Annotated in this window: 25 protein-coding genes and 1 tRNA gene; 4 read left to right on the forward strand and 22 right to left on the reverse strand. The window is 72.5% G+C overall.

Features of this window, described 5'->3' with window-relative positions; genetic code table 11:
• The first annotated feature begins 7 nt into the window (after nucleotides 1–7).
• The gene (locus DEJ23_RS01840; protein WP_111238733.1) at nucleotides 8–376 is read left to right on the forward strand and encodes a PaaI family thioesterase; all 369 of its coding nucleotides are present in this window, start codon (nucleotides 8–10) and stop codon (nucleotides 374–376) included.
• Between the two features lie 10 nt (nucleotides 377–386).
• Here DEJ23_RS01840 and DEJ23_RS01845 read toward each other — a convergent pair whose 3' ends face one another.
• The 4 genes from DEJ23_RS01845 to DEJ23_RS01860 form a co-directional block, all read right to left on the reverse strand.
• A complete protein-coding gene (locus DEJ23_RS01845; RefSeq protein WP_111238544.1) occupies nucleotides 387–857 on the reverse strand; it encodes a GNAT family N-acetyltransferase in 471 nt (156 codons plus the stop codon).
• Nucleotides 858–1,124: 267 nt separating this feature from the next.
• Nucleotides 1,125–1,730 carry an ANTAR domain-containing response regulator gene (locus DEJ23_RS01850; protein WP_022903868.1) on the reverse strand — a complete coding sequence of 202 codons (606 nt, stop codon included), beginning with the start codon at nucleotides 1,728–1,730 and terminating at the stop codon, nucleotides 1,125–1,127.
• A gap of 156 nt (nucleotides 1,731–1,886) precedes the next feature.
• A tRNA-Leu gene (locus tag DEJ23_RS01855) sits at nucleotides 1,887–1,967 on the reverse strand.
• Nucleotides 1,968–2,008: 41 nt separating this feature from the next.
• On the reverse strand, nucleotides 2,009–2,566 hold the full coding sequence (locus tag DEJ23_RS01860) for an MOSC domain-containing protein (protein WP_258375208.1): 558 nt from the start codon (nucleotides 2,564–2,566) through the stop codon (nucleotides 2,009–2,011).
• 156 nt (nucleotides 2,567–2,722) lie between these two features.
• Between DEJ23_RS01860 and DEJ23_RS01865 the strand changes: the two genes are divergently transcribed.
• Nucleotides 2,723–3,262 (forward strand): HdeD family acid-resistance protein, encoded by a 540-nt coding sequence (locus DEJ23_RS01865; protein WP_181429063.1) that lies wholly within the window; start codon nucleotides 2,723–2,725, stop codon nucleotides 3,260–3,262.
• Nucleotides 3,263–3,322: 60 nt separating this feature from the next.
• On the opposite strand, the gene DEJ23_RS01870 is transcribed toward DEJ23_RS01865, so the two are convergent.
• The 18 genes from DEJ23_RS01870 to DEJ23_RS01960 all read right to left on the reverse strand — a co-directional run bounded on the left by DEJ23_RS01870 (nucleotide 3,323) and on the right by DEJ23_RS01960 (nucleotide 24,913).
• Complete coding sequence (locus DEJ23_RS01870) at nucleotides 3,323–4,399, reverse strand: VIT1/CCC1 transporter family protein (protein ID WP_111238547.1); 1,077 nt, start codon at nucleotides 4,397–4,399, stop codon at nucleotides 3,323–3,325.
• A gap of 243 nt (nucleotides 4,400–4,642) precedes the next feature.
• Nucleotides 4,643–6,088 carry a pyruvate kinase gene (gene pyk, locus DEJ23_RS01875; protein ID WP_111238548.1) on the reverse strand — a complete coding sequence of 482 codons (1,446 nt, stop codon included), beginning with the start codon at nucleotides 6,086–6,088 and terminating at the stop codon, nucleotides 4,643–4,645.
• Nucleotides 6,089–6,228: 140 nt separating this feature from the next.
• A complete protein-coding gene (locus DEJ23_RS01880; RefSeq protein ID WP_111238549.1) occupies nucleotides 6,229–7,686 on the reverse strand; it encodes a glutamate synthase subunit beta in 1,458 nt (485 codons plus the stop codon).
• Between the two features lie 89 nt (nucleotides 7,687–7,775).
• Nucleotides 7,776–12,383: a glutamate synthase large subunit gene (gltB, locus tag DEJ23_RS01885; RefSeq protein WP_258375209.1), complete on the reverse strand. Its 4,608-nt coding sequence runs from the start codon at nucleotides 12,381–12,383 to the stop codon at nucleotides 7,776–7,778.
• Between the two features lie 213 nt (nucleotides 12,384–12,596).
• Nucleotides 12,597–13,592, reverse strand: coding sequence for a prolipoprotein diacylglyceryl transferase (gene lgt / locus DEJ23_RS01890; RefSeq protein WP_111238550.1), 996 nt, complete (start codon nucleotides 13,590–13,592; stop codon nucleotides 12,597–12,599).
• Between the two features lie 201 nt (nucleotides 13,593–13,793).
• Complete coding sequence (gene trpA, locus DEJ23_RS01895; RefSeq protein ID WP_111238551.1) at nucleotides 13,794–14,597, reverse strand: tryptophan synthase subunit alpha; 804 nt, start codon at nucleotides 14,595–14,597, stop codon at nucleotides 13,794–13,796.
• Nucleotides 14,594–15,808, reverse strand: coding sequence for a tryptophan synthase subunit beta (gene trpB / locus DEJ23_RS01900; RefSeq protein ID WP_111238552.1), 1,215 nt, complete (start codon nucleotides 15,806–15,808; stop codon nucleotides 14,594–14,596). The genes trpA and trpB overlap by 4 nt, the downstream gene beginning before the upstream one ends.
• A 65-nt stretch (nucleotides 15,809–15,873) precedes the next feature.
• Nucleotides 15,874–16,674 (reverse strand): indole-3-glycerol phosphate synthase TrpC, encoded by an 801-nt coding sequence (gene trpC, locus DEJ23_RS01905; protein WP_111238735.1) that lies wholly within the window; start codon nucleotides 16,672–16,674, stop codon nucleotides 15,874–15,876.
• Between the two features lie 14 nt (nucleotides 16,675–16,688).
• A complete protein-coding gene (locus DEJ23_RS01910; RefSeq protein ID WP_058729692.1) occupies nucleotides 16,689–16,928 on the reverse strand; it encodes a DUF6704 family protein in 240 nt (79 codons plus the stop codon).
• The gene (locus DEJ23_RS01920) at nucleotides 16,925–17,653 is read right to left on the reverse strand and encodes a Trp biosynthesis-associated membrane protein (protein ID WP_111238553.1); all 729 of its coding nucleotides are present in this window, start codon (nucleotides 17,651–17,653) and stop codon (nucleotides 16,925–16,927) included. Before DEJ23_RS01920 ends, DEJ23_RS01910 begins: the two co-directional genes overlap by 4 nt.
• On the reverse strand, nucleotides 17,650–19,194 hold the full coding sequence (locus DEJ23_RS01925) for an anthranilate synthase component I (RefSeq protein WP_111238554.1): 1,545 nt from the start codon (nucleotides 19,192–19,194) through the stop codon (nucleotides 17,650–17,652). The genes DEJ23_RS01920 and DEJ23_RS01925 overlap by 4 nt, the downstream gene beginning before the upstream one ends.
• Complete coding sequence (gene hisI, locus DEJ23_RS01930) at nucleotides 19,191–19,622, reverse strand: phosphoribosyl-AMP cyclohydrolase (protein ID WP_111238555.1); 432 nt, start codon at nucleotides 19,620–19,622, stop codon at nucleotides 19,191–19,193. The genes DEJ23_RS01925 and hisI overlap by 4 nt, the downstream gene beginning before the upstream one ends.
• 90 nt (nucleotides 19,623–19,712) lie before the next feature.
• Nucleotides 19,713–20,510 carry an imidazole glycerol phosphate synthase subunit HisF gene (hisF, locus tag DEJ23_RS01935; protein ID WP_111238556.1) on the reverse strand — a complete coding sequence of 266 codons (798 nt, stop codon included), beginning with the start codon at nucleotides 20,508–20,510 and terminating at the stop codon, nucleotides 19,713–19,715.
• The gene (gene hisG, locus DEJ23_RS01940; protein WP_111238557.1) at nucleotides 20,507–21,346 is read right to left on the reverse strand and encodes an ATP phosphoribosyltransferase; all 840 of its coding nucleotides are present in this window, start codon (nucleotides 21,344–21,346) and stop codon (nucleotides 20,507–20,509) included. Before hisG ends, hisF begins: the two co-directional genes overlap by 4 nt.
• Nucleotides 21,347–21,421: 75 nt before the next feature.
• Nucleotides 21,422–21,685 (reverse strand): phosphoribosyl-ATP diphosphatase, encoded by a 264-nt coding sequence (locus DEJ23_RS01945; protein ID WP_058726551.1) that lies wholly within the window; start codon nucleotides 21,683–21,685, stop codon nucleotides 21,422–21,424.
• A 92-nt stretch (nucleotides 21,686–21,777) separates the two neighbouring features.
• Nucleotides 21,778–22,437: a ribulose-phosphate 3-epimerase gene (gene rpe, locus DEJ23_RS01950; protein ID WP_111238558.1), complete on the reverse strand. Its 660-nt coding sequence runs from the start codon at nucleotides 22,435–22,437 to the stop codon at nucleotides 21,778–21,780.
• Between the two features lie 38 nt (nucleotides 22,438–22,475).
• Entirely contained in the window at nucleotides 22,476–23,984 is a 1,509-nt protein-coding gene (locus DEJ23_RS01955) for an RsmB/NOP family class I SAM-dependent RNA methyltransferase (RefSeq protein ID WP_111238559.1), read from the reverse strand.
• A complete protein-coding gene (locus tag DEJ23_RS01960; protein ID WP_111238560.1) occupies nucleotides 23,981–24,913 on the reverse strand; it encodes a methionyl-tRNA formyltransferase in 933 nt (310 codons plus the stop codon). The genes DEJ23_RS01955 and DEJ23_RS01960 overlap by 4 nt, the downstream gene beginning before the upstream one ends.
• A 143-nt stretch (nucleotides 24,914–25,056) precedes the next feature.
• On the opposite strand from DEJ23_RS01960, the gene DEJ23_RS01965 reads away from it, so the two are divergent.
• Together DEJ23_RS01965 and DEJ23_RS01970 are read left to right on the forward strand one after the other, a co-directional pair.
• Nucleotides 25,057–25,389, forward strand: a complete 333-nt coding sequence (locus DEJ23_RS01965; RefSeq protein ID WP_111238561.1) for a hypothetical protein — start codon at nucleotides 25,057–25,059, stop codon at nucleotides 25,387–25,389.
• Between the two features lie 13 nt (nucleotides 25,390–25,402).
• Nucleotides 25,403–25,858: a DUF4383 domain-containing protein gene (locus DEJ23_RS01970; RefSeq protein WP_181429064.1), complete on the forward strand. Its 456-nt coding sequence runs from the start codon at nucleotides 25,403–25,405 to the stop codon at nucleotides 25,856–25,858.
• The last annotated feature ends 65 nt before the right edge of the window (nucleotides 25,859–25,923 follow it).

The raw sequence follows: 25,923 nt of genomic DNA on the forward strand, positions 1-25,923 counted from the left end.
CCGCGGCATGGGCGAGCTCGCCGAGAAGATGGGCATGGTCATCACGGAGTTGACCGCCGAACGCGCGGTCGGCACCATCCCCGTCGAGGGGAACCGCCAGCCGGTCGGTCTCCTGCACGGCGGCGCCTACGTCGTCCTCGCCGAGAGCCTCGGGTCGATGGCCGCGAACGTGCACGCCGGCCCCGGCCGTTACGCCGTCGGCATCGAGCTGAACGCGTCGCACTCCCGGAGCGCCACGAGCGGCACGGTCACCGGCACCTGCACCGCGATCCACCTCGGCGGCACCCTCACGACGCACGAGATCGTCCTGACCGACGACCAGGGCCGACGGTGCTCGACCGTGCGGATCACGAACATGATCCGCGAGCGGCGCTGACCGCTCCCGGTCAGTCCTCCGGCGGCCGCTGCAGCAGCAGCCGGGCATCACCGAACCCGAGCCGCCGGTAGAGCGTCTCGCCGACGATGCTCGAGTGGACGACGATCCGTTCCGCACCGAGCTCGTCCGCGAGCTCGACGAGTCGGGCGACGAGCCGCCCCGCGACACCCCGACCGCGCAGAGCAGGGTCCACGTAGACGGTCTGCAGTTCCGCAGCGAACCGGCCGTGGGGCCGGTGCGGCGCCGGCGGTCGCGGGTTCATGGCGAGCCACGCCATGCCGAGCACGACGCCGTCGCGCTCCGCGACGACGCACCGGTGCGAGTCCGGGTGTTCGCGTGCGAACGCTGCCATCGCCTCGCGGTGGCGCTCCGGGGTGACCGCCGGGTCCGCACCGTCCTCGTCGACGCTCCACCGCCAGCGCAGGTCGGCCACCGCTGCCATGTCCTCCGGCCGGGAGGCACGGATCACCACGTCGTCCATCGCTCCACCCTGCCAGGTGACGGCTCTGCGGCGCGCCGAGCCGCGCCTCCCGTCCGACCACACCGTGACGCGGTCGGCGCGGCCTCGCTCCCCCTCCCGTGACGACCGCGTTCGTGGAGCAGGAGACGTCGCCTCACCGCCGTCCACCCGACGGTTCCTGCTCCACCGACGGGGACGCACCAGCGTTCGCGGCGCACACGGGGCGGACGCAGAGAGCGCCGCAGGACCTGGTCCTGCGGCGCTCTCCCTGTGAGCGAGTGGTGCTCGTTACTTCTTGGCGCTGAGCTGCTCGATGATCGCCTTGGCGACGTCGTGCATGGTCAGACGGCGGTCCATCGAGGCCTTCTGGATCCAGCGGAACGCCTCGGGCTCGGTGAGGCCCATCTTCTCGTTGAGCAGGCCCTTGGCCCGGTCGACGAGCTTGCGGGTCTCGAAGCGCTCGACCAGGTCGGCGACCTCGGCCTCGAGCGTGATGATCTGCTGGTGCCGCGAGAGCGCGATCTCGATCGCGGGGAGCAGGTCGTTCGGGGTGAAGGGCTTCACGACGTAGGCCAGCGCACCGGCCTCGGTCGCGCGCTCGACGAGGTCCTTCTGGCTGAACGCCGTGAGGAGGACCACCGGAGCGATGTGGTTCTTGGAGAGCTTCTCGGCCGCCGAGATGCCGTCGAGCTGGGGCATCTTGACGTCCATGACGACGAGGTCCGGGCGGAGGTCGGTCGCGAGCTGGACGGCGGTCTCACCGTCGCCGGCCTCGCCGACGACGTCGAACCCGTTGTCGCGGAGGATCTCGACGATGTCGAGACGGATGAGCGACTCGTCCTCGGCGACGACGACGCGACGCGGTGCTGCTGGGGTTGCTTCTGTGTCACTCACGACCGAGAGCCTACTAGACGGAGCACGCGGCTTCCGTCAGGTCGTCCGTACGGGTGGCGGTATCCGCCGGCCGGCACCGCCCCGCGCGCCGCGAGCGCATCGTACGAGTGGCGGGACCCGCCGACCGGCACCGTCCCGCGCGCCGTGAGCGCATCGTACGAGTGGCGGGACTCGAACCCGCACGCCGTGAGGCAGAGCATTTTGAGTGCCCCGTGTCTACCGTTCCACCACACTCGCGAGGGCTCCAGGCTAGCAGGACACCGCACCCGCTCCGTTCGTCACACCGGCTCGAGCGCCCGCTGCTCACCCTCGGGCAGCTCGACGCGCACGGGGTCACCGCCGCGGACGACGCCGCCGGTGACGACGACGCCCATCACCCCGCCCTTCCGCTCGACCGCGCCGTCCTCGGTCCGGCCGACCACCCGACGCAGGAGCCCGGGCTCGAAGTCGTCGATCTGCCGGCACGGGTTCCGGAGGCCCGTGACGCGGACGCAGGCGTGGTCTCCGAGGTGCAGCAGCGTCCCTGCGGGCAGCCCGAGCAGGTCGACCCCGTGGGTCGTGACGTTCTCCCCCATCTGCCCGGGCCCGACCGTGTAGCCGTCGACGGCGACCTCGTCGAAGACCTCCGCGTGCAGCAGGTGCACCTGCCGCAGGTTCGGCTGCGACGGGTCCCGCGCCACCCGCGACCGGTGCTGCACGGTGGTCCCGGCGTGCGCGTCGCCCTCGATGCCCCAGCCCTCGACGAGGGTGATCTCCTCGACGACGGGCTTGCTGAACCGGTGCTCACCGTCGCGGCTGACCGCGACGACCCGACCCTCCTCCTGCAGTGCGCTCACGTCTCCATGGTGGCAGAGCGGCATGCCGCAGGACAGCCCCGCATCGCGTCGTCGCGGACCGAGCGGGAAGGACCGGCGAGGGGCGACGCGCGCGGACGACCCGGCCGCTCACGGGTACCGTCGGGGTCCTCGCGGGACCGACAGGGAGGTGCACCCGTGGACTCTCGTGCCGTGCGCTCGTTCCGTGCGTTCGTCGTCATGGCGGCGACGGTGGCGATCGTGCTCGGCGTCGTCGCGGTCGTCTGGCCGCGGCCGTCCCTCGTGCTCGTCGCGCTGGTCTTCGGCGTCTACCTGGTGGTCTCGGGTGTGATGCGCGTGGTCGCCGCGGTGCGCGGCCACGGCACGCCGGCGGTCTGGCGCTGGACCTCGGGCGTCGTGGGCGGCCTGGTCGGGGTCGCCGGGCTCGTGACCCTGCTCGACCCCGCGATCCCGCTGCTGGCGTACGCGGTGCTCGCGGGGGTCGCGTTCCTGGCCGAGGGCGTCGCGGCACTCGTCGGCGGCTTCGTCGGGCACCCCGGCTCGTCGCGCCTCCCGACCGTGGTGAGCGGGGTGCTGTCGATCATCGGTGGCATCGTCGTGCTCGTGGCGCCGGGCCTCGCGCTGACGGTCTTCACGGTGTTCTCGGGGATCGCGCTCGTCGTGGTCGGTGCGGCCGCGCTCCTGCTGCTGCCGCCGCGGGCCGCGATGCGCCGCTGAGCGCCCGCGACTCGTGCATGCGGCACCCTGCTCGGTCCGCTGCCGACCGACGGCCAGCGGCTAGGAGCTCCCGGTGCCGAACAGCAGGCCGAGTCCGTAGGTGACCACCGCGGCGCCGAACCCGATCGCGAGCTGCCGCACCGCACGCCGCAGCGGCGACGCTCCACTGAGCACCCCCACCACCGCACCGGTGCCCAGCAGCGCGATGCCGACCAGCACGGCCGCGAGGACGACCGCCGGCCAGCCCTCCAGCCCGAACAGGTACGGCAGCACCGGGATGACCGCGCCCGAGGCGAAGAAGCAGAAGCTCGACACGGCGGCGCTCATGCCGTTGCCGACGGCCTCGTGCTCGTCGACCGCCGTGGCCGAGGTGACGGTCCGGCCGCCCAGGACCTCGGCCGCGTGGGCCTGCGCGTCCGCCTCGCTCATCCCCCTCGCGCGGTAGACCAGTGCGAGCTCGTTGACGTCCACGTCGAGGTCCGCGACGGCGCGTCCGGCCTCGGGGTGCGGCGCGGAGGCGTCCAGCAGTTCCCGCTGGGACCGCACCGACACGTACTCCCCCGCGCCCATCGAGAGGGCACCGGCGAGCAGGCCGGCGACGCCGCTCAGCAGCACGAAGTGCCGGTCCGCGCCGGAGGCGCTGATGCCGATGATGAGCGCGAGGTTCGAGACGAGGCCGTCGTTCGCCCCGAACACGGCGGCACGGAAGGTGCCGGACAGCCGCATGCGGCCACGGTTTGCGAGACCGCGCACGACCTCGCCGTGGATCCGCTCGTCGGCGGCCATCCGGGCGGTCGCGTCGTCGTCCTCGGCGTAGGGCGACCGGTCCTCGGCCCGCTGCATGAGCGCGAGCACGAACACCGAGCCGAAGCGCTTCGCGAGCGCGGCGAGCACGCGGGTGCGCAGGCTCCCCCGGAGCGGACGCCCGGCGTCGTCGCCGAGCAGCTCGAGCCAGTGCTGCTCGTGGCGCCCCTCGGCCTCGGCCAGCGCCGCGAGGATCTCGCGCTCCTCGCCCGACCGTCGCGCCGCGAGGTTGCGGTAGACGGCTGCCTCGGCCCGCTCGTCCGCCAGGTAGCGGCGCCAGCGACGCACGTCCGCCGGGGTGGGTGGGGTGGGGCGTTCGTCCTGGAGGCTCACGGCACCAATCCTGCCCGCTCGGTCCGACGGACGGGTACCTCGGGCCCCCGCCCGCCGCCGTGACGGCGGGACGCCTCACCCTCGGTGCGGCGCCGCAGGTTCCGGGGTCGCCTCGCTGGCCGGAGGGCGTCCCGACGGGACACTGCCGTCGGGGTCACGACGCGACAGGGCGCGGACCGGAGGCGTCGTGCGCGTGCTGCGCCGTGCCTCCCGTCCGCGCCCTGTCGGCGTGGTGATCCGGGGTCAGTCCCGCACGTAGGCGGGCGCCGCCTCGGCATGCGCGTCGCCGACCCGGTGCACGCGGAGGTCGTTCGTCGAACCCTCGAGTCCGGGGGGCGAGCCGGCCGTCACGATGACCCGGTCACCGGGGGAAGCGAGGCCGTTCGCGAGCAGCACGTCGTCGACCTGCGAGAAGAGCTCGTCGGTGTGGGTCTTCCGCTCCACCAGGAACGACCGGACGCCCCACGTGAGCGCCATGCGGCGACGGGTCGCCTCGTTCGGGGTGAAGGCGATGATCGGCAGACCGTGGCGCAGGCGCGACATGCGACGGGCCGAGTCGCCGGACTCGGTGAAGACGCAGAGGTACGACGCTTCGGTGAACTCCGCGATCTCGACCGCGGCGAGCGTGATCGCGCCGCCGAGTGTGCGCGGCTTCGTGCCGAGCGGGGCGATGCGCTCGAGGCCGTGGTCCTCGGTCGACTCGACGATACGGGCCATGGTGCGGACCGTCTGCACCGGGTACTCGCCGACGCTGGTCTCGCCGGAGAGCATGACGGCGTCCGCGCCGTCGAGGACGGCGTTGGCGACGTCCGAGGTCTCGGCACGGGTCGGGATCGGCGACGAGATCATCGACTCGAGCATCTGCGTCGCGACGATGACCGGCTTCGCCATGCGGCGGGACAGCTCGACGGCGCGCTTCTGCACGATCGGGACCGCCTCGAGCGGGAGCTCCACGCCGAGGTCACCGCGGGCGACCATGATGCTGTCGAAGGCGTCGATGATCTCCTCGAGGGCGTCGACCGCCTGCGGCTTCTCGACCTTGGCGATGATCGGGAGGCGCTTGCCCTCCTCGTCCATGATCTCGTGCGCACGGTCGACGTCGGCGGCGTTGCGCACGAACGACAGCGCGATGAGGTCGGCGCCCTGGCGGATCGCCCAGCGCAGGTCGGCCTCGTCCTTCTCGCTCAGCGCGGGGACGTTGACGGCCACGCCGGGCAGGTTGATGCCCTTGTTGTTCGAGACGGTGCCGGCGACCACGACCTCGGTCCGCACACGCACGCCGTCGGTGTCGAGGACGCGGAGGCGGACGCGGCCGTCGTCGATGAGCAACGGGTCGCCGGGCTTGACGTCCTGCGGCAGGCCCTTGAACGTCGTCCCGCAGATCTCCTTCGAGCCGGGGACGTCCTCGGTCGTGATCGTGAAGACGTCGCCGACGGCGAGCTCGTGCGGCCCGTCGGCGAACTTCGCGAGACGGATCTTCGGGCCCTGCAGGTCGACCAGGATCGCGACCGGCTTGCCCAGTTCCTCGGCGGCACGGCGGACGTTCTCGTAGTTGGCCTCGTGGACGCTGTAGTCACCGTGGCTGAGGTTGAGGCGGGCGACGTCGACGCCCGCTTCGATGATCTCCTTGACGGTCTCGTAGTCCGACGTAGCCGGGCCGAGCGTCGAAACGATCTTTGCGCGTCTCAATGGATTCCTTCGTGTGGTGGATGGTGCCGGGGTTCCGCGCTGTGGGGCCGCGCGGAACGAGAGCAGGCCACCAGCACCCTATCGAGTGCCGGTGGCCTGCTGCTCACCGACGGACCGGTGTTCCGTGGGCGTCCACGACGTCAGATCGTGAGCGCACGGTCGGTGGCCTTGACGGGTGCCGGGAGGATCGTCGAACCCTCGAGGTACTCGTCGACCTTGGACGCCGCGGCGCGGCCCTCGGCGATCGCCCACACGATGAGCGACTGTCCGCGACCGGCGTCCCCGGCGACGAACACGCCGGGCTCGTTCGTCGAGTAGTCGGCCTGGCGCGACACCGCGCCGGACACCGTCACCGGCAGGCCGAGCTGCGGTTCGATCGTCTCGGTCTCCGGTCCGGTGAAGCCCATGGCGATGAGCACCAGGTCCGCGGGGATCTCGCGCTCCGTCCCGGCCTTGGGCACGCGACGGCCGTCGAGGTACTCGGTCTCGGCGACGCGGAGCGCCCGGACCTCGCCCGCGGCGTTGCCGAGGAACTCGACCGTCGACGCGAGGAACTGCCGCTCGCCCCCTTCTTCGTGGGCGCTCGTCACCTCGAACACGGTCGGGAACATCGGCCACGGCTGCTCGGAGGGACGCTCGAGCGGCGGCTGCTTGCCGATCGCCAGGTTCGTCACGCTGAGCGCGCCCTGGCGGTGGGCGGTGCCGATGCAGTCAGCTCCGGTGTCGCCGCCGCCGATGACGACGACGTGCTTGCCCTCGGCGGTGACCTGGTTGTCGACGGTCGTGCCGGCGTTCGCCTTGTTCTGCTGGACGAGGTAGTCCATCGCGAAGTGCACGCCCTCGAGGTCGCGCCCCGGGATCGGCAGGTCGCGCGGCACCGTGGCGCCGGTGGCGACGACGACCGCGTCGTACCGGGACTTGAGGTCGTCCCAGGTGATGTCGACGCCGATCTCGACGCCGGCGCGGAAGCGGGTGCCCTCGGCCTGCATCTGGGCGAGGCGCGCGTCGATCTGGCGCTTCTCCATCTTGAAGTCCGGGATCCCGTAGCGGAGCAGGCCCCCGATGCGGTCGTCGCGCTCGTAGACGGCGACGGTGTGGCCGGCGCGGGTGAGCTGCTGCGCGGCGGCGAGCCCGGCCGGGCCGGACCCGACGACGGCGACGGTCTTGCCGGTCAGACGCTCCGGCGGGTGCGGAGTGACCCAGCCGTTCTTGTAGGCCTCGTCGATGATCGAGACCTCGACCTGCTTGATCGTCACCGGCGGCTGGTTGATGCCGAGCACGCAGGACGCCTCGCACGGGGCGGGGCACAGCTTCCCGGTGAACTCCGGGAAGTTGTTGGTCGCGTGCAGCCGCTCGATCGCCTGTCGGCCCTCGCCGCGCCAGGTCAGGTCGTTCCACTCCGGGATGAGGTTGCCGAGCGGGCAGCCCTGGTGGCAGAACGGGACGCCGCAGTCCATGCACCGCCCGGCCTGGCGCTTGAGGGCGCCGGACTCCTGCTGCTCGTAGACCTCCTTCCAGTCCATGAGCCGCACGGGGACGGGGCGACGGGGCGGGAGCTCGCGCTCCTGCACCTTGAGGAAGCCCTTCGGGTCAGCCATGGTCCGCCTCCTGTTCGGTGTGGGTCTGGGTGTGGGTGCGCGTGTCGCCCCGCATCGGGTTCCGCGCGGCGGTCGGTGTCGGGTTCGTGTCAGCCACCGGTCACCTCGAGGATGCGGTTCCAGACGACGGTGCCGTCCGGGTCGAGCCCCTCGTCGACCGCCTGCTTGCGGGTCTGGAGCACGGCTGCGTAGTCGCGCGGGAGCACCTTGACGAAGTCGCCCAGGTCGCCCGACTCGAGCAGGTCGCCCGCGACGGTCGATCCGGTCTCGGCGAGGTGCTGCCGGAGCAGGTCGGTGACGATCTCGACGTCGGCGCTGTCCAGCTCCTCGAGCCGGAGCTCGCCGCTCGCCAGTGCGTCGGCGTTCACGTGTTCACGCCGGAGCCCGCGCACGTACGCCGTCCCGCCCGACATGCCCGCTCCGAGGTTGCGGCCGGTCTCGCCCAGGACGAGCGCGAGCCCACCGGTCATGTACTCGAGCGCGTGGTCGCCCACACCCTCGACGACCGCCGTGGCACCGGAGTTGCGGACGAGGAAGCGCTCGCCCACGATGCCGCGGATGAACATGCTGCCCTGCGTCGCGCCGTAGCCGATCACGTTGCCGGCGATGACGTTCTCGGACGGGTCGAAGGCCGACTCGGAGTCCGGGCGGACCACGATCGCGCCGCCGGACAGTCCCTTGCCGACGTAGTCGTTGCTGTCACCGACGAGTCGGAGCGTGACGCCCGCGGGCAGGAACGCACCGAGCGACTGCCCGGCCGACCCGCGCAGCGTGATGTCGATCGACCCGGCGGGCAGCCCGTGCTCGCCGTGGCGGAGCGTCACCTCGTGACCGAGCATCGTGCCGACCGCACGCTCCGTGTTCCGGATCGGCAGGTCGAGCGCGACCGACCCGCCGTGCTCCAGCACGTCCGCCGTCTGCTGGATGAGCTGCACGTCGAAGTGCTCGTCGAGCTCGTGGTCCTGTTCGCGGACGTGGCGCCGCGGCTCGTCGCGTCCGAACTCCGGCCCGTGCAGCACCGGCGCGAGGTCGAGGCCCGACGCCTTCCAGTGCTCCACCGCACGGTCGGTGTCGAGCGCGTCGACCTGGCCGATCGCTTCGTCCAACGACCGGAAGCCGAGCTCGGCGAGGAGCTCGCGGACCTCCTGGGCGATGAACTCGAAGAAGTTCACGACGAACTCGGGCTTGCCGGTGAAGCGCTTGCGGAGCTCCGGGTTCTGCGTCGCGACACCCACCGGGCACGTGTCGAGGTGGCACACGCGCATGAGGATGCAGCCCTCGACGACGAGCGGTGCCGTGGCGAAGCCGTACTCCTCGGCTCCGAGCAGCGCCGCCACGACGACGTCGCGGCCGGTCTTCATCTGCCCGTCGACCTGCACGACCACGCGGTCGCGCATGCCGTTGAGCATGAGCGTCTGCTGCGTCTCGGCGAGCCCGATCTCCCACGGCGTGCCCGCGTGCTTGAGCGAGTTGAGCGGCGACGCTCCCGTCCCACCGTCGTGGCCGGACACGAGCACGACGTCGGCCAGGGCCTTCGTCACGCCCGCGGCGACCGCACCGATGCCGGACTGGCTCACGAGCTTGACGTGGACACGAGCGGACGGGTTGGCCCGCTTCACGTCGAAGATCAGCTGCTTGAGGTCCTCGATGGAGTAGATGTCGTGGTGCGGCGGCGGCGAGATGAGGCCCACGCCCGCGGTCGCGTGCCGGGTGCGGGCGACCCACGGGTACACCTTCGTCGGGGGCAGCTGCCCGCCCTCGCCCGGCTTCGCACCCTGCGCCATCTTCAGCTGGATGTCGGTGGCGTGGGTGAGGTACATGCTCGTCACGCCGAACCGGCCGGACGCGACCTGCTTGATCGCGCTCCGTCGCTCGGGGTCGAGCAGGCGCTCGACGTCCTCGCCGCCCTCGCCCGTGTTCGAGCGCGCACCGAGACGGTTCATCGCGATCGCCAGGGTCTCGTGGGCCTCCTGCGAGATGGACCCGTAGGACATCGCGCCGGTGTTGAACCGCTTGACGATCGACTCGATCGGCTCGACCTCGTCCAGCGGGATCGGCTTCCGCACCCCGTGGCGGAAGCGGAACAGGCCGCGGAGCGTCATGAGCTCCTCGGACTGGTCGTCGACCGCCTGCGAGTACTCACGGAAGATGTCGTAGCGGCGTGCGCGGGTCGCGTGCTGCAGGCGGAACACCGTGTCCGGGTTGAACAGGTGCGGCGGCCCCTCGCGGCGCCACTGGTACTCGCCACCCGTCTGCAGCCGCTCGTGCGACAGCACCGCACCGTCCTGCGGGTACGCCTGCGCGTGCCGCTCGGCGTTCTCCTTGGCGATGACCTCGATGCCGACGCCGCCGAGGATCGACGACGTCCCGGTGAAGTACTTGTCGACGAACTCCTGGCTGAGCCCGACCGCCTCGAACGCCTGGGCGCCCGCGTAGCTGGACACGGTCGAGATGCCCATCTTCGACATGATCTTCAGTACGCCCTTGCCGAGCGCCTTGATGACGTTCTGCACGGCCTGCTCCGGCGTGATGCCGGTGATCATCCCCGAACGCACGAGGTTCTCGCACGTCTCCATCGCCAGGTACGGGTTGATCGCCGACGCGCCGTAGCCGATCAGGGTGGCGACGTGGTGGACCTCGCGGACGTCGCCGGCCTCGACGATGAGCCCGACCTTCATGCGCTGCTCGGTGCGGATGAGGTGGTGGTGGACGGCGGCGAGGAGCAGCAGGCTCGGGACGGGAGCCTGCTCCGCGTTGCCGTCGCGGTCGGACAGCACGATGAACTGCTTGCCCGAGTCGATCGCCTGGTCGACCTCGTCGCAGACCGCCGCGATGCGCTTCTGCATCGCCTTCTTGCCCGCGTCGACGCGGTACAGGCCCTTGATCGTCACCGTGAGGTGGCGCCCGGAGGAGGTCTCGAAGTGCTGAATCTTCGCGAGCTCGTCGTTGTCGATGACCGGGAAGTCGAGCACGATCTGCTTCGCGTGCTCGGGGCCCGCGCTCAGCAGGTTGCGCTCCGGGCCGAGGCCCATCCCCATCGAGGTGATGACCTGCTCGCGGATCGAGTCGAGCGGCGGGTTCGTCACCTGCGCGAACTGCTGCGTGAAGTAGTCGAACAGCAGGCGAGGACGCTCGGACAGCACCGCGATCGGCGTGTCCGAACCCATCGCGCCGAGGGGCTCCGCGCCCGTCTGCGCCATCGGACGCAGCAGGATGCGGACCTCTTCCTCGGTGTACCCGAAGGCGCGCTGCCGTCGGGTCACCGACGCCGGGGTGTGCACGATGTGCTCGCGCTCCGGCAGGTCGGACAGGTTGATCCGGCCCTCGTCGAGCCACTGCGCCCAGGGGCCGGAGGCCGCGAGGTCGCGCTTGACCTCGTCGTCCTCGATGATGCGTCCGGCCTCGGTGTCGACGACGAACATGCGACCGGGGCGCAGACGCCCCTTGCGGACGACCTTGCCGGGGGGCACGTCGATCACGCCGGTCTCGGAGCCCATCACGATGAGCCCGTCGTCGGTGACGAGGAAGCGTCCGGGCCGCAGGCCGTTGCGGTCGAGCGTGGCGCCGACGATCGCACCGTCCGTGAAGGTGATCGCGGCCGGACCGTCCCACGGCTCCATGAGCATCGAGTGGTACTCGTAGAACGCCCGGAGGTCCGGGTCCATCCCGACCTGGTTCTCCCAGGCCTCCGGCACCATCATCGACACCGCGTGCGGCAGGCTCCGGCCGGTCAGCGTGAGCAGCTCGAGGGTCTCGTCGAACGAGGCGGAGTCGCTCGCACCGGGGCTCACGATCGGCAGGAGCGGTGCGAGGTCGCCGAGCAGCTCGCTCTCGAGCTGCGACTGGCGTGCGCGCATCCAGTTGCGGTTGCCGCGCACCGTGTTGATCTCGCCGTTGTGCGCGAGCGTGCGGAACGGCTGGGCGAGCGGCCACGACGGGAACGTGTTCGTCGAGTACCGGGAGTGCACGATCGCGAGCTTCGAGGCGAAGCGCTCGTCGCTGAGGTCCGGGTAGAACGGCTCGAGCTGCAGCGTCGTGACCATGCCCTTGTAGACCATGGTGCGGCTCGAGAGCGACATGAAGTAGGCCTCGACGCCGTGCTCCGCGCGCTTGCGCAGGCGGAAGGCCTGGCGGTCGAGGGCGATCCCGCTCCACGCAGCACCGTGCACGTCGTGCCGGGTGGAGGCCACGAAGAGCTGCTCGAAGGCGGGCATGGCCGCACGGGCGAGCGTGCCGAGGACCTCCGGGCGCACCGGGACCTCGCGCCACCCGAGGACCTTCAGGCCCTCCTCGCGCGCGATCCGCTCGACGGCGCCCTTCACCGCGTGACGCTCGTCCTCGTCGACGGGCAGGTAGGCCGTACCGACGGCGTACTCGCCCGCGGCGGGGAGCTCGAAGGGGACCTCGTCGCGCAGGAACGCGTCCGGTACCTGGCACAGGATGCCCGCGCCGTCCCCGGTGCCCGCGTCGGACCCCACGGCACCCCGGTGCTCGAGGTTCCGGAGCGCGCCGAGCGCGGCGTCGACGATGTCGTGGCCGCCGGTGCCGCGGAGCGTCGCGACCATCGCGAGGCCGCAGGCGTCCTTCTCGTTGGCCGGGTCGTACGCGCCCGTCGCCTCCGGCACGGCCGAGAAGCGTCGGTGCGCCGGCTGCAGGGAGCGCGTCGAGCGGGGGGCAGGGTCTGGCTGGAGCGCCATGGGGAACCGTCCTCACGAGGAAGTGGAACAGGGACGTCGGTGGCCCGGTGGTGCGTTCCGCCCGAGCGGGCGGGACTGGTGCCCGTGCGCGTCGTCGTGGAGGGTGCGCGGACGACGCGCGAGGTGGTGGGGCCGCTCGTGGCGGCCCGACCGTGCGACGGGTGCTCGTGACCGGCGGATGCCGTCCACCGAGCAGGCCGGCCGGACGGGGTGTTACCGGGCGGGACCCGCTGCGGGGACCGGATCGGCGTCGGCGGCGGCCGCAGGAGCGTCGTCGTCGTGTTCCGACCAGGTGTCGTCCGAGTCTACATCGGTGCTCCGACGCGGCTCGCGACCCGGCAGGTACGGGCTCGGCTCGTTGCCGGTGTGCCGACGCGTCTGCACCAGGAAGACGATGACACCGAGCAGGATCGCGGCGAAGGACATCCAGACGTTCGTGCGGACGCCGGCGAAGGTCTCGCTCGTGTCGACGCGGATCGACTCGAGCACCGCGCGGCCGGTGCCGTACCAGATCAGGTAGAGCGCCATGACCTTGCCCCACTGCAGGCGGAACCGCTTGTCGAGCAGCAGGATGACGACCACACCGACGACGTTCCAGATGATCTCGTAGAGGAACGTCGGGTGGAACAGGGTGCCCTCGGGCAGACCCGTCGGGAACGCCGGGTTCGACGACTCGATCTCCAGGCCCCACGGCAGGCTGGTCGGCATCCCGAACAGCTCGTGGTTGAAGTAGTTGCCGAGACGGCCGAACGCCTGCGCCAGCAGGACGCCCGGCGCGATCGCGTCGATCAGGGTCGAGAAGCGCAGCCCCACCTGGCGGCAGCCGATGTACGCGCCGACCGATCCGAGGATGAGCGCCCCGAAGATCGCCAGGCCGCCCTCCCAGACGTAGAGGAGCGAGAACGGGTCACGCCCCGGGCCGAAGTAGTCGCTGACGTGGGTGAACACGTGGAACAGTCGCCCGCCGATGATGCCGGCCGGTACCGCCCAGATCGCGATGTCGATGATGATCCACCGCTCGACCCCGCGCGCGTTGAGACGCCGGTTCGCCAGCACCACGGCGGCGACGATCCCCAGCAGGATGCAGATGGCGTAGGCGTGGATCCGGAAGTCGAGCGGCAGCGACCACCCGAAGACGTCGCGCAGCCAGGCGGTCAGGTCGAAGTACTGCCACGCGGTGCTCGGGCTCGGGATGCTCAGGAGGTGCATGGAGGTGCTGTCGCCTTTCGGTGCTGGACGGCCGCGGTGCCGCTGGAGGGTCGGCCCCGCTCACTGTAGCGCGGGAACCGCGCCGACCAGGAACGCAGCGGGCCGTCCTGTGGGAACCGTGACCAGGACGGTCAGGAGGAACGGTGCGGGTGACCGACGTCCCGCACCCGCACCGCGCCTCCTGTCCGACGCCTGCTCGCGTCAGCCGCGCCGGGCGCCGCTGGTCAGGTCGGCGGCACGTTCCGCGACGCCCTGCACGCCGAGGTCGGCGAGGGCGCGGACGAAGGCGGACCCGACGATCGCGCCGTCCGCGTACTCGAGCACCTCGGCCACCTGGTCGGCCGTCGAGATGCCCAGGCCGACGCAGGTGCGCTCGACGCCGGCGTCGCGCAGGCGCGAGACGACCGTGCGAGCGGCGGTGTCGACGCCGATCCGCGCCCCGGTGACCCCCATGGTGGAGACGGCGTAGACGAAGCCGCGGCTCGACCGGACGGCCTGCTCCATGCGCGCGTCCGTCGAGGACGGCGCCGCGAGGAAGACGCGGTCGAGGCCGGTGCGCTCCGAGGCGTTGATCCATGCCCGGCCCTCGTCGGGGATGAGGTCCGGTGTGATGAGTCCCGAGGCACCCGCGGCGACGAGGTCGTCGGCGAACCGGTCGACGCCGTAGCGCAGCACCGGGTTCCAGTAGGTCATCACGAGGACCGGCACGTCGACGCGGTCCGTGATCCGGTCGACGGCGTCGAACACCTGCGCGACGCGGAAGCCGTTCGCCAGGCTCTCCTCCGCCGCGCGCTGGATGACGGGGCCGTCCATGACCGGGTCCGAGTACGGCAGGCCGAGCTCGATGACGTCGACGCCGTTCTCGGCGAGGGCCACCGCAGCGTCGACACTCGTCTGCAGGTCCGGGAACCCGGCCGGCAGGTAGCCGACGACGGCGCCCGCGCGCTCCGCGTTCGCGGTGTCGATCGTCGTCGCGACCGACCGGTTCGTCTCGGGGTTCGTCACAGCTGCACCGCGTTCTCGTCGAGGATGCCGAAGTAGCGACTGGCGGATGCCACGTCCTTGTCGCCGCGTCCGGACAGGGACACGAGCACGACCCCCTCGGGGCCGAGCTCCTTGCCGAGCTTGATCGCGCCGGCCAGCGCGTGCGACGACTCGATCGCGGGCAGGATGCCCTCGGTCCGGCTCAGCAGGCGGAACGCCTCCATGGCCTCGGCGTCGGTGATCGGCTCGTACTGCGCGCGTCCGATGGACGCCAGGTAGGCGTGCTCCGGTCCGACACTCGGGTAGTCGAGGCCCGCCGAGATGCTGTGGCTCTCGATCGTCTGGCCGTCCTCGTCCTGCATGAGGTACGACATCGTGCCCTGGAGCACGCCGGTACGCCCCAGCGAGATGCTCGCGGCGTGCCGACCGGTCTCGATGCCGTCGCCACCCGCCTCGTACCCGTGCAGCCGGACGGACTCGTCGTCGAGGAACGCCTCGAAGATGCCCATCGCGTTCGAGCCGCCGCCGACGCACGCGGCGACCGCGTCCGGCAGCCGTCCGATCCGGTCGAGGACCTGCTGGCGGGCCTCTTCCCCGATGACCTTGTGGAACTCGCGGACCATCTCCGGGAACGGGTGCGGGCCCGCGACGGTGCCGAGCAGGTAGTGCGTCGACTCGACGTTCGCGACCCAGTCGCGCAGGGCGTCGTTGATGGCGTCCTTCAGCGTCCGGGAGCCGGTCTCGACCGGGATCACCTCCGCGCCCAGCAGCCGCATCCGCGCCACGTTCAGCGCCTGGCGCTCCGTGTCGACGGCGCCCATGTACACGACGCAGTCCATGCCGAACAGGGCCGCGGCGGTCGCGGTCGCGACACCGTGCTGCCCGGCGCCCGTCTCGGCGATGAGCCGGGTCTTGCCGAGCCGCTTCGCGACGAGCGCCTGTCCGAGCACGTTGTTGATCTTGTGCGAGCCGGTGTGGTTGAGGTCCTCGCGCTTGAGGATGATCCGGGCACCGCCGGCGTGCTGCGCGAAGCGCGGCGCCTCGGTGATGATCGACGGGCGGCCGGTGTAGTCGCGCTGGAGCGTGTCGAGCTCGTCGCGGAACGCCGGGTCGGCCCATGCCTCGCGGAAGGCGGTCTCGAGCTCGTCGAGGGCCAGGACCAGGGACTCGGGGACGAAGCGTCCGCCGAAGTCGCCGAAGTACGGGCCCTGCAGGTCACGGAGTGAGGTCACGGTGGGTCTCCCGGGGTGGAGCGGCCGGGCCCGGCGTGCGCCGGTGGCCGGTGGGACGGAGCCGGTCAGGCGCGCGGGCGGGCGAGGCCGTCCGCCGCGGCGATGAACGACGCGAGGGTGGTGGCCGGGTCGGCGCCCGTGACGAGCGCCTCCCCCACCAGGACGACGTCGGCACCCGCAGCGCGGTAGTGCGCGACGTCGGCGGGACCGGCGACGGCCGACTCGGCGACGCGGACGACCCCGTCGGGGATGCGCTCGGCGAGCGAGCCGAACAGGTCGCGGTCCAGCGAGAAGTCGGTCAGGTCACGGGCGTTCACGCCGAGGACGCGCGCGCCGGCGTCGACGCCACGCGAGACCTCGTCGGCGGAGTGCGCCTCGACGAGCACGCGCATGCCGAGCTGTTCGGCGAGCTCGTGCAGTTCGACGAGCTGCCGCTGCTCGAGCGCGGCCACGATGAGCAGCACCAGGTCGGCACCGGCGGCGCGGGCCTCGAGCACCTGGTACGGGTCGGCGATGAAGTCCTTGCGGAGCACCGGCAGTGTGACACGGGCCTTCACGGCCTCGAGGTCGGCGAGGCTGCCGAGGAACTTCCGCCCCTCGGTGAGCACGCTGATCGTCGACGCACCACCACGCTCGTAGTCCGCGGCGAGGGCGGCCGGGTCCTCGATCGGGGCCATCGAGCCGCGCGACGGGCTCGCGCGCTTGACCTCGGCGAGGATCTTCACCCGCTCGCCGGGCGACAGGAAGTCGAGGGCGTCGAGCGGCGACGCCACCCGGTCCAGGTCACGCTCGACGTCCGAGAGCGGACGGTCGGCACGACGGGCGGCGGCGTCCTCGAGCGCGCCCGCGACGAGGGTCTCGAGCACGTTCGGCACGGTGACTACTCCGAGTGGTGCTTGGGGACGAACTTCGGACCGTTGACGCCGTAGCCCGCCTTCGCCATCACGGCGCCGACGACCAGACCGATCACGACGACGGCGGCGGAGGCCCAGACGCCCCACGCCAGGTCGAACCAGAAGAACAGCGTGCCCGCCGCGAAGCCGATCAGCATGATCACGACGGCGGTCCAGGCGGCGGGCGAGTGGCCCTCGCCGAGTTCTGCGGGCTCAGTGTTGCTCACGGTGCTCCTCGTTCTGCTCCGGCGCCGTCGTCCGATCGACGCCGCTCCGATCCTACCGTGCCGACCGTGGGCGACTCCTCCACCGCGCCGCCGTCCGTCCCGGTGCGGACCACCGGGACGTCCGCGGCCGTGGGGTCGGCACCCGCGCTCAGGTCGTCCCAGTCCGTGATGGCGTCACGCTCGGCGGGTGCTGCCGCGCGTGCCTCCGCCGGTGCGCCGGACGTCGCCGCGGCGTACTTCCGCGTCGGACCGGGCCACGAGCGCTGCACCACGAAGACGACCACGCCCAGGAGCACGGCGAGCACCCCGCCAGCGATGCCGATCGCCGGCCAGACCGTGACGTCGACGCGCTCGACGACCTGCCGGACCCCGGCGGCGTCGCTCACACCCGCGACCTCCCCGACCGCGCCCTTCGAGGCGCCGACCGGATCCGCCAGGGCGCCGATGCCGGTGGCGACGACGGCCGCGCCGAGGAGCACCTCGACCGCCGCCAGCACCACCCGGAGCACCCGACCGGCGATCGTCAGCGCGAGGAACAGCGCCAGGCTCGCGATCGCCAGCGCCGTGTACTGCGGCACCACGGCCGCGCCGTCCGCGACCACACGCGGCACGACCGCCGACCCTGCGTGCAGGTGCACCGTGAACCAGGTCTGCGTCCACGCCAGCATCACGATGCCCGCCACCGCGAGCCCCGCGACGACGACCAGGGGGCGGGACCGCTTCACGGGCGCACCTCGCGCATCCGGTTCGCCGTGGCGACGGCGCGCAGGGGCGCAGCCGCCTTGTTGACCGCCTCGACGTGCTCGGTGTGCGGGTCGGAGTCGGCGACGAGTCCGGCCCCCGCCTGCACCCGGGCGACGCCGTCCTTGATGAGCGCCGTGCGGATGGCGATGGCGAGGTCGGCGTCCCCGGCGAAGTCGAAGTAGCCGACCACACCTGCGTAGGCGCCGCGCTTCGCGGGCTCCAGCTCGTCGATGATCTCGAGGGCGCGCGGCTTCGGCGCGCCGGAGAGCGTGCCTGCCGGGAAGGTCGCGCGGAACACGTCGATCGCCGACGCCCCCGGCCGGACCGAACCCTCGACGCTCGACACCAGGTGCATGATGTGGCTGAAGCGCTCGACCGTCATGAACTCGGTCACGGCGACGGTCCCTGGCTCGCAGACCTTCTGCAGGTCGTTGCGTGCGAGGTCGACGAGCATGAGGTGCTCCGCGCGCTCCTTCGGGTCGGCGAGCAACTCGTCGCCGAGCCGGACGTCCTCGACCGGGCTCGCGCCGCGCGGGCGCGACCCGGCGATCGGGTGGGTGATCGCCCGTCCGTCCTGCACCTTGACGAGCGCCTCGGGCGAGGCGCCGACGATCCAGAACCGCTCGTCGGCGGTGTCCGCCAGGGCGAGGAAGTACATGTACGGGCTCGGGTTGAGGGTCCGGAGCACCCGGTAGACGTCGAGCGGGTCCGCCGTGACGTCGTGGTCGAACCGCTGCGAGATCACGACCTGGAACACGTCGCCGTCGCGGATGAAGTCCTTCGACCGCTCGACCGCGGCCATGTAGTCCTCGGGGCGCGTCCGGTGTCGCGGCGTCGGCTCCGCGATCTCGAACGCCTCGGCGACCGTCGCCGGGCTCGGCTGCACCAGGTCGCCCTGCATCCGGTCGAGCCGGGTCTGCGCGTCCGCCCACATCGTGTCGGCGTCGTCGGTGCCGTCGTTCAGGACGCTCGCGACGAGGAGCACCAGTCCGGTGCGGTGGTCGAGCGCCGCGAGCTCCGAGACGAACGCGAGCGCCTGTCCGGGCACGTCGAAGTCGGCGGTCGGCACGTCCGGCAGGTGCTCGAGCTGCCGGACGGCCTCCCACCCGATGAAGCCGACGGTCCCGCCGACGAGCGGCGGGGTGCCAGGCACGCGCGGGGTCGCCCAGCGGGCGTGCAGGCGCGCGAGCACCTCGAGCGGCTCGCCGTCGACCGAGCCCACGGCGCGCGACGCCGGCATGCCGGTGTCGATCCAGGCCGCGCGGTCGCCGTCCTGGGTCAGGACGCCGAAGCTGCGCACGCCCACGAAGGACCAACGCGACCACAGACCGCCCTGGCCGGCCGACTCGAGCAGGAACGACCCGGGGCGGCCGTCCGCGAGCTTCCGGTACACGCCGACCGGCGTCTCGCTGTCCGCGTACAGGGCGCGCACCACGGGCACGACGCGGTGGCCGTCGAGCAGGTCGTCGAAGTCCTGCCGGGAGGTGGTGCGCGGCTCCTCGACGCCCGTCGCGGTGCTCATCGGGTCTCCTCCACTGCGGTGGTCGCCTGGGCGGACGCGGTCCCGACGGTCGTCGGGCCGGGTGCCGAGGCGGTGACCGGGTCGAGAGGGTCCACGTCGAAGCAGCTGTGCGCACCGGTGTGGCACGCGGCGCCCACCTGCTGCACCGTGACGAGCAGGGTGTCGTCGTCGCAGTCGAGCGCCGCGGCGCGCACGAACTGCGCGTGACCGGACGTGTCGCCCTTGCGCCAGTACTCCTGCCGGGAGCGCGACCAGAACGTCACCCGCCCCTCGGTGAGGGTGCGGCGGAGGGCTTCCCGGTCCATCCAGCCGAGCATGAGGACGTCCTTCGTGGACTCCTCCTGCACGACGGCGGGGAGCAACCCGTCCGCACCGAACCGCGCGCGGTCGAGGACCGCGTCCGTGCTGCTGCTGGTGCTGTCGGTCATGAGGCTCCTAGCCTACGGCGTCCGGACGGAGCCGACCGGCGAGCCGACGACGCGGTGGACGGCCCGGCGGACGACCCGGACCACGGACGGTCAGCGGACCGGCTGGCCGGCGGCGCGGAGCGCCGTCTTGACGTCGCCGATCGTCATCTCGCCCCGGTGGAAGACGCTCGCGGCGAGCACCGCGTCCGCACCCGCCTCGACGGCCGGGGCGAAGTGTTCGAGGCGACCAGCGCCTCCCGAACCGATGACGGGCACGGAGGAGACCGCCCGCACGGCGGCGATGAGCGCGAGGTCGAAGCCGTTCTTCGTGCCGTCGGCGTCGATCGAGTTGACCAGCAGCTCCCCCGCGCCGCGCTCGACGCCCTCGCGGGCCCAGGCGATCGCGTCGAGGTCGGACTCCGTGCGCCCACCGTGGGTCGTGACGACGAACCCGGACGGCATCCGGTCCGAGCGCTTGACGTCGAGCGACAGCACGACCGCCTGGGCGCCGAAGCGGTCGGCGATCTCGCTCACCAGCTCGGGTCGGGCGATCGCCGCGCTGTTCACGCCGATCTTGTCCGCACCGCACTGCTGCAGTCGGGAGACGTCGTCGACGCTCCGGACCCCGCCACCGACGGTCAGCGGGATGAAGACCTGCTCGGCGGTGCGCGTCACGGTCTCGTACATCGTCGCGCGGTTCTCCACCGTCGCGCCGACGTCGAGGAAGGTCAGCTCGTCGGCGCCCTGCTCGTAGTAGCGTGCGGCGAGCTCGACCGGGTCGCCGGCGTCCTGCAGGTCGAGGAAGTTGACGCCCTTGACGACCCGCCCGCCCTGCACGTCGAGGCATGGGATGACGCGGACGGCGACGCCGCCCTGCGCCGCGGGCGTCCCCGTCGTCGGGGCGTTCACAGGCGTGCGGCGTGGATCGGGCTGACGAGGATGGCGCGGGCGCCGAGGTCGTACAGCGCGTCCATGATGAGGTTGGCGTCCTCGCGCGGGATCATCACGCGCACCGCGGACCAGTCGCGGCCGTGCAACGGGGAGACCGTCGGGGACTCGATGCCCGACGCCACCGCCGTCGCCTGCTCGAGCAGGTCGGTCGGGATGTCGTAGTCGAGCATGACGTAGCCGCGCGCGACGAGCACGCCCTGCAGCCGGCGGCGTAGCACGTCGATGCCCGGGATCGTCTCGTCGGTGGAGATGAGCAGCGCGGTCGACTCGAGGATGACCGGGCCGAAGATCTCGAGGCCGGCGGCGCGCAGCGTGCTGCCCGTCGACACGACGTCGGCCACCGCGTCGGCGACACCCAGGCGGACCGCGCTCTCCACGGCCCCGTCGAGCCCCACGAGCGTCGCGGTGACTCCGTGCTGTGCGAGGAACTCCCCCACCAGGCCCGGGTAGCTCGTCGCCACCCGGACGCCGTCGAGGTCCTGCAGCTCGGTGAACCGTCCGGGTGTCCCGGCGAACCGGAACGTCGAGTCGGCGAACCCGAGGGCGTCGACCTCGTGCGCCGCGGACCCGGAGTCGAGCAGCAGGTCGCGGCCGGTGATGCCGACGTCGAGCGCGCCAGAGCCGACGTACGTCGCGATGTCCCGCGGACGGAGGAAGAAGAACTCGACGCCGTTGCGCTCGTCGAGCAGGTGGAGCGCCTTCGGGTCGCGGCGGCCGGCGTACCCGGCCTCCCTGAGCATCTCGGAGGCGGTCTCGGACAGCGAGCCCTTGTTGGGCACGGCGATGCGGAGCATCAGGTGGTCTGCTTTCTGCTGGAGGTCGATGACTGCTGGAGGTCGCGGCTGCGCCGGAGGGCGCGGCTGCAGGTCCTACAGATGTCGCCAGACGTCCGCCGGGGTGAGCCCCTTCGCGACCATGAGCACCTGGAGGTGGTAGATCAGCTGGGAGATCTCCTCCGAGGTGCGCTCGTCGCCCTCGTACTCGGCCGCCATCCAGACCTCGGCGGCCTCTTCCACGATCTTCTTGCCGATCTGGTGCACGCCGGCGTCCAGTTCGGCGACGGTGCCGGAGCCCTCGGGGCGCGTCCGCGCCTTCTCGGTCAGCTCCGCGAACAGGTCGTCGAACGTCTTCACGAGGACCAGGCTACCGTCCTGCGCGGGTGCGTCGGACGCACCGTCCGGACGGGAGGCGCTGGTCGCCTCGGCCGTGCCACCCACCTGGTCGGTCACGCGCGTGCCGCCGCGGCCGCCTCGCGCAGGTCGGCGATGCGCTGCGCGGGCTCGCCGCCGTAGACGGCGGACCCGGCGACGAGCGTGTCGGCGCCGCTGCGGACCGCCTCGGGCACGGTGTCGACCGCGATGCCGCCGTCGACCTCGAGCCAGACGTCGAGACCGGAGGCGTCCACGGCCGCACGGGCGTCGGCGAGCTTCGGCATGACGGACGACATGAACGCCTGGCCGCCGAAGCCCGGCTCCACGGTCATGAGCAGGATCATGTCGTAGGCGTCGAGGTGGTGGAGCACCTGCGTGATCGGCGTGCCGGGCTTCACGGCCACGGCCGCGCGGGCGCCGTTCGACCGGATCGCCGCGGCGGTCGCCACCGGGTCGTCGGCGGCCTCGAAGTGGAACGTGACGCTCGACGCCCCCGTCTCCGCGTACTTCGGCGCCTGCGCGTCCGCGTCGGTGACCATGAGGTGCACGTCGAGCGGCACCGGCGAGACCTCCTGCAGGCGTTGCACGATCGGCAGGCCCAGGGTGAGGTTCGGCACGAAGTGGTTGTCCATCACGTCGACGTGCACCATGTCGGCCGTCTCGATGCGGTGCAGCTCGCGTTCGAGGTTCGCGAAGTCGGCGGACAGGATGCTCGGCGAGATGCGGATCGTCACCCGCCCACCCTACCGACGACCGCGCACCACCTCGGCGCTCAGGCGGTGCGGCGGAACAGGGCGACGAACATCGCGTCCGTGCCGATGCGGTGCGGCCAGAGCTGCACCGTGGCACCGTCCGCCACCCGCGGGTCACGGCCGGCCACCGACCGCACCACTCCGGCGGTGTCGAGCTGCTCGAGGACGTCGCCGTGCCGGGCCATGAGCGCGTCGACCTGGCCGCGGGTCTCGGCGAGGTGCGGGGAGCACGTCACGTAGGCCAGGGTGCCGCCGGGGGCGAGTGCCCGGACGGCCGCGTCGAGGAGTTCGGCCTGCAGCGCCGCGAGCTCCGGCACGTCCTCGGGCTGCTTGCGCCACCGCGCCTCCGGACGGCGCCGGAGCGCGCCGAGGCCGGTGCAGGGAGCGTCGAGCAGGATGCGGTCGAAGCGCTCGTCCCCCGGACGGCCGAAGCGTCGGCCGTCCCCCTCGACCACCGTGACGACGTCCTCGTCGGCGACCGTCGCCAGGGCCTTCCGCACGAGCCCGGCCCGCGCGGGCACGAGTTCGTTCGCGACGAGGGTCGCGCCGCCCACGGCCGCCTCGGCGGCGAGCAGCGCCGCCTTCCCGCCGGGGCCGGCGCACATGTCGAGCCACCGCTCCCCCGCACGGACCGGTGCGGACCGCGTGAGCGACAGGGCCGCCAGCTGGGACCCCTCGTCCTGGACGCGGAGTCTCCCGGCCGCGACCCCGGGCACCCGGGCGGGGTCCCCGGTGGTCCCGCGGATCCCGACGGGCGACACCGGACCGGCGTCTGCCTCGGCGACCGGGGCGCCGGGCACGGTGCCGGTCTCCTCGTCGGCCGTCGTTCCTGCCGCGTCCACCGCCGCGCCTCCGGAGTCCGGGGCGTCCGTCGTCGTGGCGGTGGCGACGTCCTCGTCGGTCGCGAGTCCGGGCAGGGCGACCAGCTGTACCCGCGGGGCCACGTTGTCGGCGGCGAGCAAGGCGGCGAGTTCGTCACGCGAGCGTTCGGCGGCGAGGGCGTCGCGCAGCGCGGAGACGACCCACGACGGGTGCGACCAGCGCGTCGCGAGCAGGGCGTCCCCGCTCCGTCCCTCGGTGACGAGCGCGTCCCACTCGTCGTCGGTGCGCGCGGCGACCTTCCGCAGCACGGCGTTCACGAAGCCGGTGGCGCGACGGGCGCCGACCTCGCGGGCGAGCTCCACCGTCGCCGAGACCGCGGCGTGCGTCGGGGTGCGCATGCCGAGCAGCTGGTGGACGCCGAGCCTCATGACGTCGAGGACGTCGGACTCGATGTTGTCCACGCGACGGCCGGACGCGACCCCGACGATCGCGTCGTAGCGGCCGAGCATCCGGAGCGCGCCGTAGGTGAGCTCCGTGGCGAACGCGGCGTCGCGCGCGGAGAGCCCGGCGCGGCGGATGCGGGTCGGCAGGAGCAGGTTGGCATAGGCGTCGTCGACCTGCACCGCACGGAGCACGTCGAACGCGACCCGGCGCGCGCTGGTCGGACGGGGGCGACGGTCGGCGCGGGGGTGCTGCGACGGGCTCACGAGAGCACCACGCCCTCGAGGGCACCGAGGCCGCGCGCCCAGGCGGCACCGTCCATCGCCTTCTTGCCGGCGGGTTGCACCTCGACGAGCTCGAGGGGGTCGTCGGCGGTCCCGACCAGCAGCCGCCCGTCGACCAGTTCGACCCTGCCGGGTGCGAGCGTCGGGCCCGAGGGGGGCGTGGGCCCGGACCGGCGGCTGCGGAGCAGCTTCACCCGGGTCTCACCGAGGAGGGCGAAGGCGCCGGGCTCCGGCGTGACCCCGCGGAGGTGGGCGTGCACGGTGGCGGCGGGCCGGGCGAAGTCCACGTGCCCGTCCGCGATCGTCGTCTTCGGGGCGGTCGAGGGCTCGCCGACCTGCTCGTGCGCGACCGCGGTGCCGGTGGCCAGGCCGTCGACGACCCGGAGCACGGTCTCCGCGCCGGTCTCGGCCATGGCCGCGAGGACCTCGCCCGCGGTCGCCTCGGGGTCGATGTCGAACGGGTCGCTGGCGTACACCGGACCGGCGTCCAGCGCCTCGACGAGCTGGAACACCGTCGCGGCGGTGCGGGTGTCCCCCGCCATCACGGCGCGCTGGACGGGGGCGGCCCCCCGGTACGCCGGGAGGTCGGAGAAGTGCAGGTTCACCCAGCCGAGGCGCGGCGCGTCGAGTGCCGGTCGGCGCAGGAGCGCTCCGTAGGCGACGATGACACCGAGGTCGGCGTGCAGGTCGACGAGCTCCGCGGTGACGGCGTCGTCCACCCGCGTCGCCTCGATGACCGGCAGCCCGAGCTCCTCCGCCGCCTGCGCCACCGGGGTGGACGTCAGGACGCGCTTGCGCCCCTGGGGCGTCGGCGGACGGGTGAGCACCGCCGCGATCTCGTGGTCGGACGCCGCGAGACGGCGGAGGGTGGGGACGGCCGCAGCGGGGCTGCCGGCGACGACGAGGCGCATGGGTTCCATCGTCCCACGGGCGCGGTGCCCTCCGTGCGCGGGGTCGGAGCCGGCCTCCGGACGCGCTGAGGCGGCTCTGGGTACCGTCCGGGTCGACGCGGACCCGGGACACACCCCGTCCGCAGCACACCAGGAGGAGCACCATGACCAACACAGAACTGCCCCTGCCGGACTTCGACCACCTGCCGTTGGGGAACCTCGCCGAGCGCATCCGACCGCTCGACCGGACGCAGCTGCAGGCCCTGCTCGACCACGAGCAGACGCACGGTGGCCGGCTTCCGGTCCTCGAGGTCCTCCGGCACCGCGCCGAGGCACTCGACGCCGGCGCGGAACCGAGCGGTTCCGTGCCGCACGACCTCCCCGAGGTCGCCGACGGCGCGCCCGCGCCCGCGCAGGTTTCCCCGGACACCTCCGGCCCCGCGATCAACCCGCCCTCGCACGGCGTCCCCACCAACCCGGCGCAGCCGCGCCGCTGACGAAGGAGCACCCATGAGTGACGTCACCACCTCCACCAACCGCTACGCCGGATCGTCGATCCAGAAGGTCGCGCTCGTCGTCGGCATCGTGTTCCTGCTCGTCGGGATCGCCGGCTTCGTCCCCGGTCTGACCACGGGTGACCTCGCGGGTGCCGGGCACGGGTCGATGGCGATGCTGCTCGGTGTCTTCCAGGTCTCGGTCCTGCACAACGTCGTCCACCTGCTCTTCGGCGTGGTCGGGCTGCTCGCGGCCGCTCGCGCCTCGGGCTCGCGGATGTACCTGGTGATCGGCGGGATCGTCTACTTCGTGCTGTGGATCTACGGCCTCTTCACCGCGGGCCACAGCTCCGGCGCGAACTTCGTGCCGCTCAACGACGCCGACAACTGGCTGCACCTCGTGCTCGCCGTCGGCATGGTCGCGCTCGGGATCGTCTTCCCGCGGGAGCGTCGCCGTCCGGTCGGCGCCTGACCCGGGCGTCTCCGCCGCAACACACGACGTGGGCGGGTCCCCGCAGCGGAGTACCGCTGTGGGGA

The sequence above is a fragment of the Curtobacterium sp. MCSS17_008 genome, assembly GCF_003234185.1.
Classification (GTDB): Bacteria; Actinomycetota; Actinomycetes; order Actinomycetales; family Microbacteriaceae; genus Curtobacterium.

Excerpts from the sequence above, each read along its gene's own strand:
- DEJ23_RS01840 (WP_111238733.1), top strand. The coding sequence starts at position 8 with ATGGGCGAGCTCGCCGAGAAGATGGGCATGGTCATCACGGAGTTGACC.
- DEJ23_RS01845 (WP_111238544.1), bottom strand. The coding sequence starts at position 857 with ATGGACGACGTGGTGATCCGTGCCTCCCGGCCGGAGGACATGGCAGCG.
- DEJ23_RS01880 (WP_111238549.1), bottom strand. The coding sequence starts at position 7,686 with ATGGCTGACCCGAAGGGCTTCCTCAAGGTGCAGGAGCGCGAGCTCCCG.
- gltB (WP_258375209.1), bottom strand. The coding sequence starts at position 12,383 with ATGGCGCTCCAGCCAGACCCTGCCCCCCGCTCGACGCGCTCCCTGCAG.
- lgt (WP_111238550.1), bottom strand. The coding sequence starts at position 13,592 with ATGCACCTCCTGAGCATCCCGAGCCCGAGCACCGCGTGGCAGTACTTC.
- DEJ23_RS01925 (WP_111238554.1), bottom strand. The coding sequence starts at position 19,194 with ATGAGCACCGCGACGGGCGTCGAGGAGCCGCGCACCACCTCCCGGCAG.
- hisI (WP_111238555.1), bottom strand. The coding sequence starts at position 19,622 with ATGACCGACAGCACCAGCAGCAGCACGGACGCGGTCCTCGACCGCGCG.
- hisG (WP_111238557.1), bottom strand. The coding sequence starts at position 21,346 with ATGCTCCGCATCGCCGTGCCCAACAAGGGCTCGCTGTCCGAGACCGCC.
- DEJ23_RS01960 (WP_111238560.1), bottom strand. The coding sequence starts at position 24,913 with ATGCGCCTCGTCGTCGCCGGCAGCCCCGCTGCGGCCGTCCCCACCCTC.
- DEJ23_RS01965 (WP_111238561.1), top strand. The coding sequence starts at position 25,057 with ATGACCAACACAGAACTGCCCCTGCCGGACTTCGACCACCTGCCGTTG.
- DEJ23_RS01970 (WP_181429064.1), top strand. The coding sequence starts at position 25,403 with ATGAGTGACGTCACCACCTCCACCAACCGCTACGCCGGATCGTCGATC.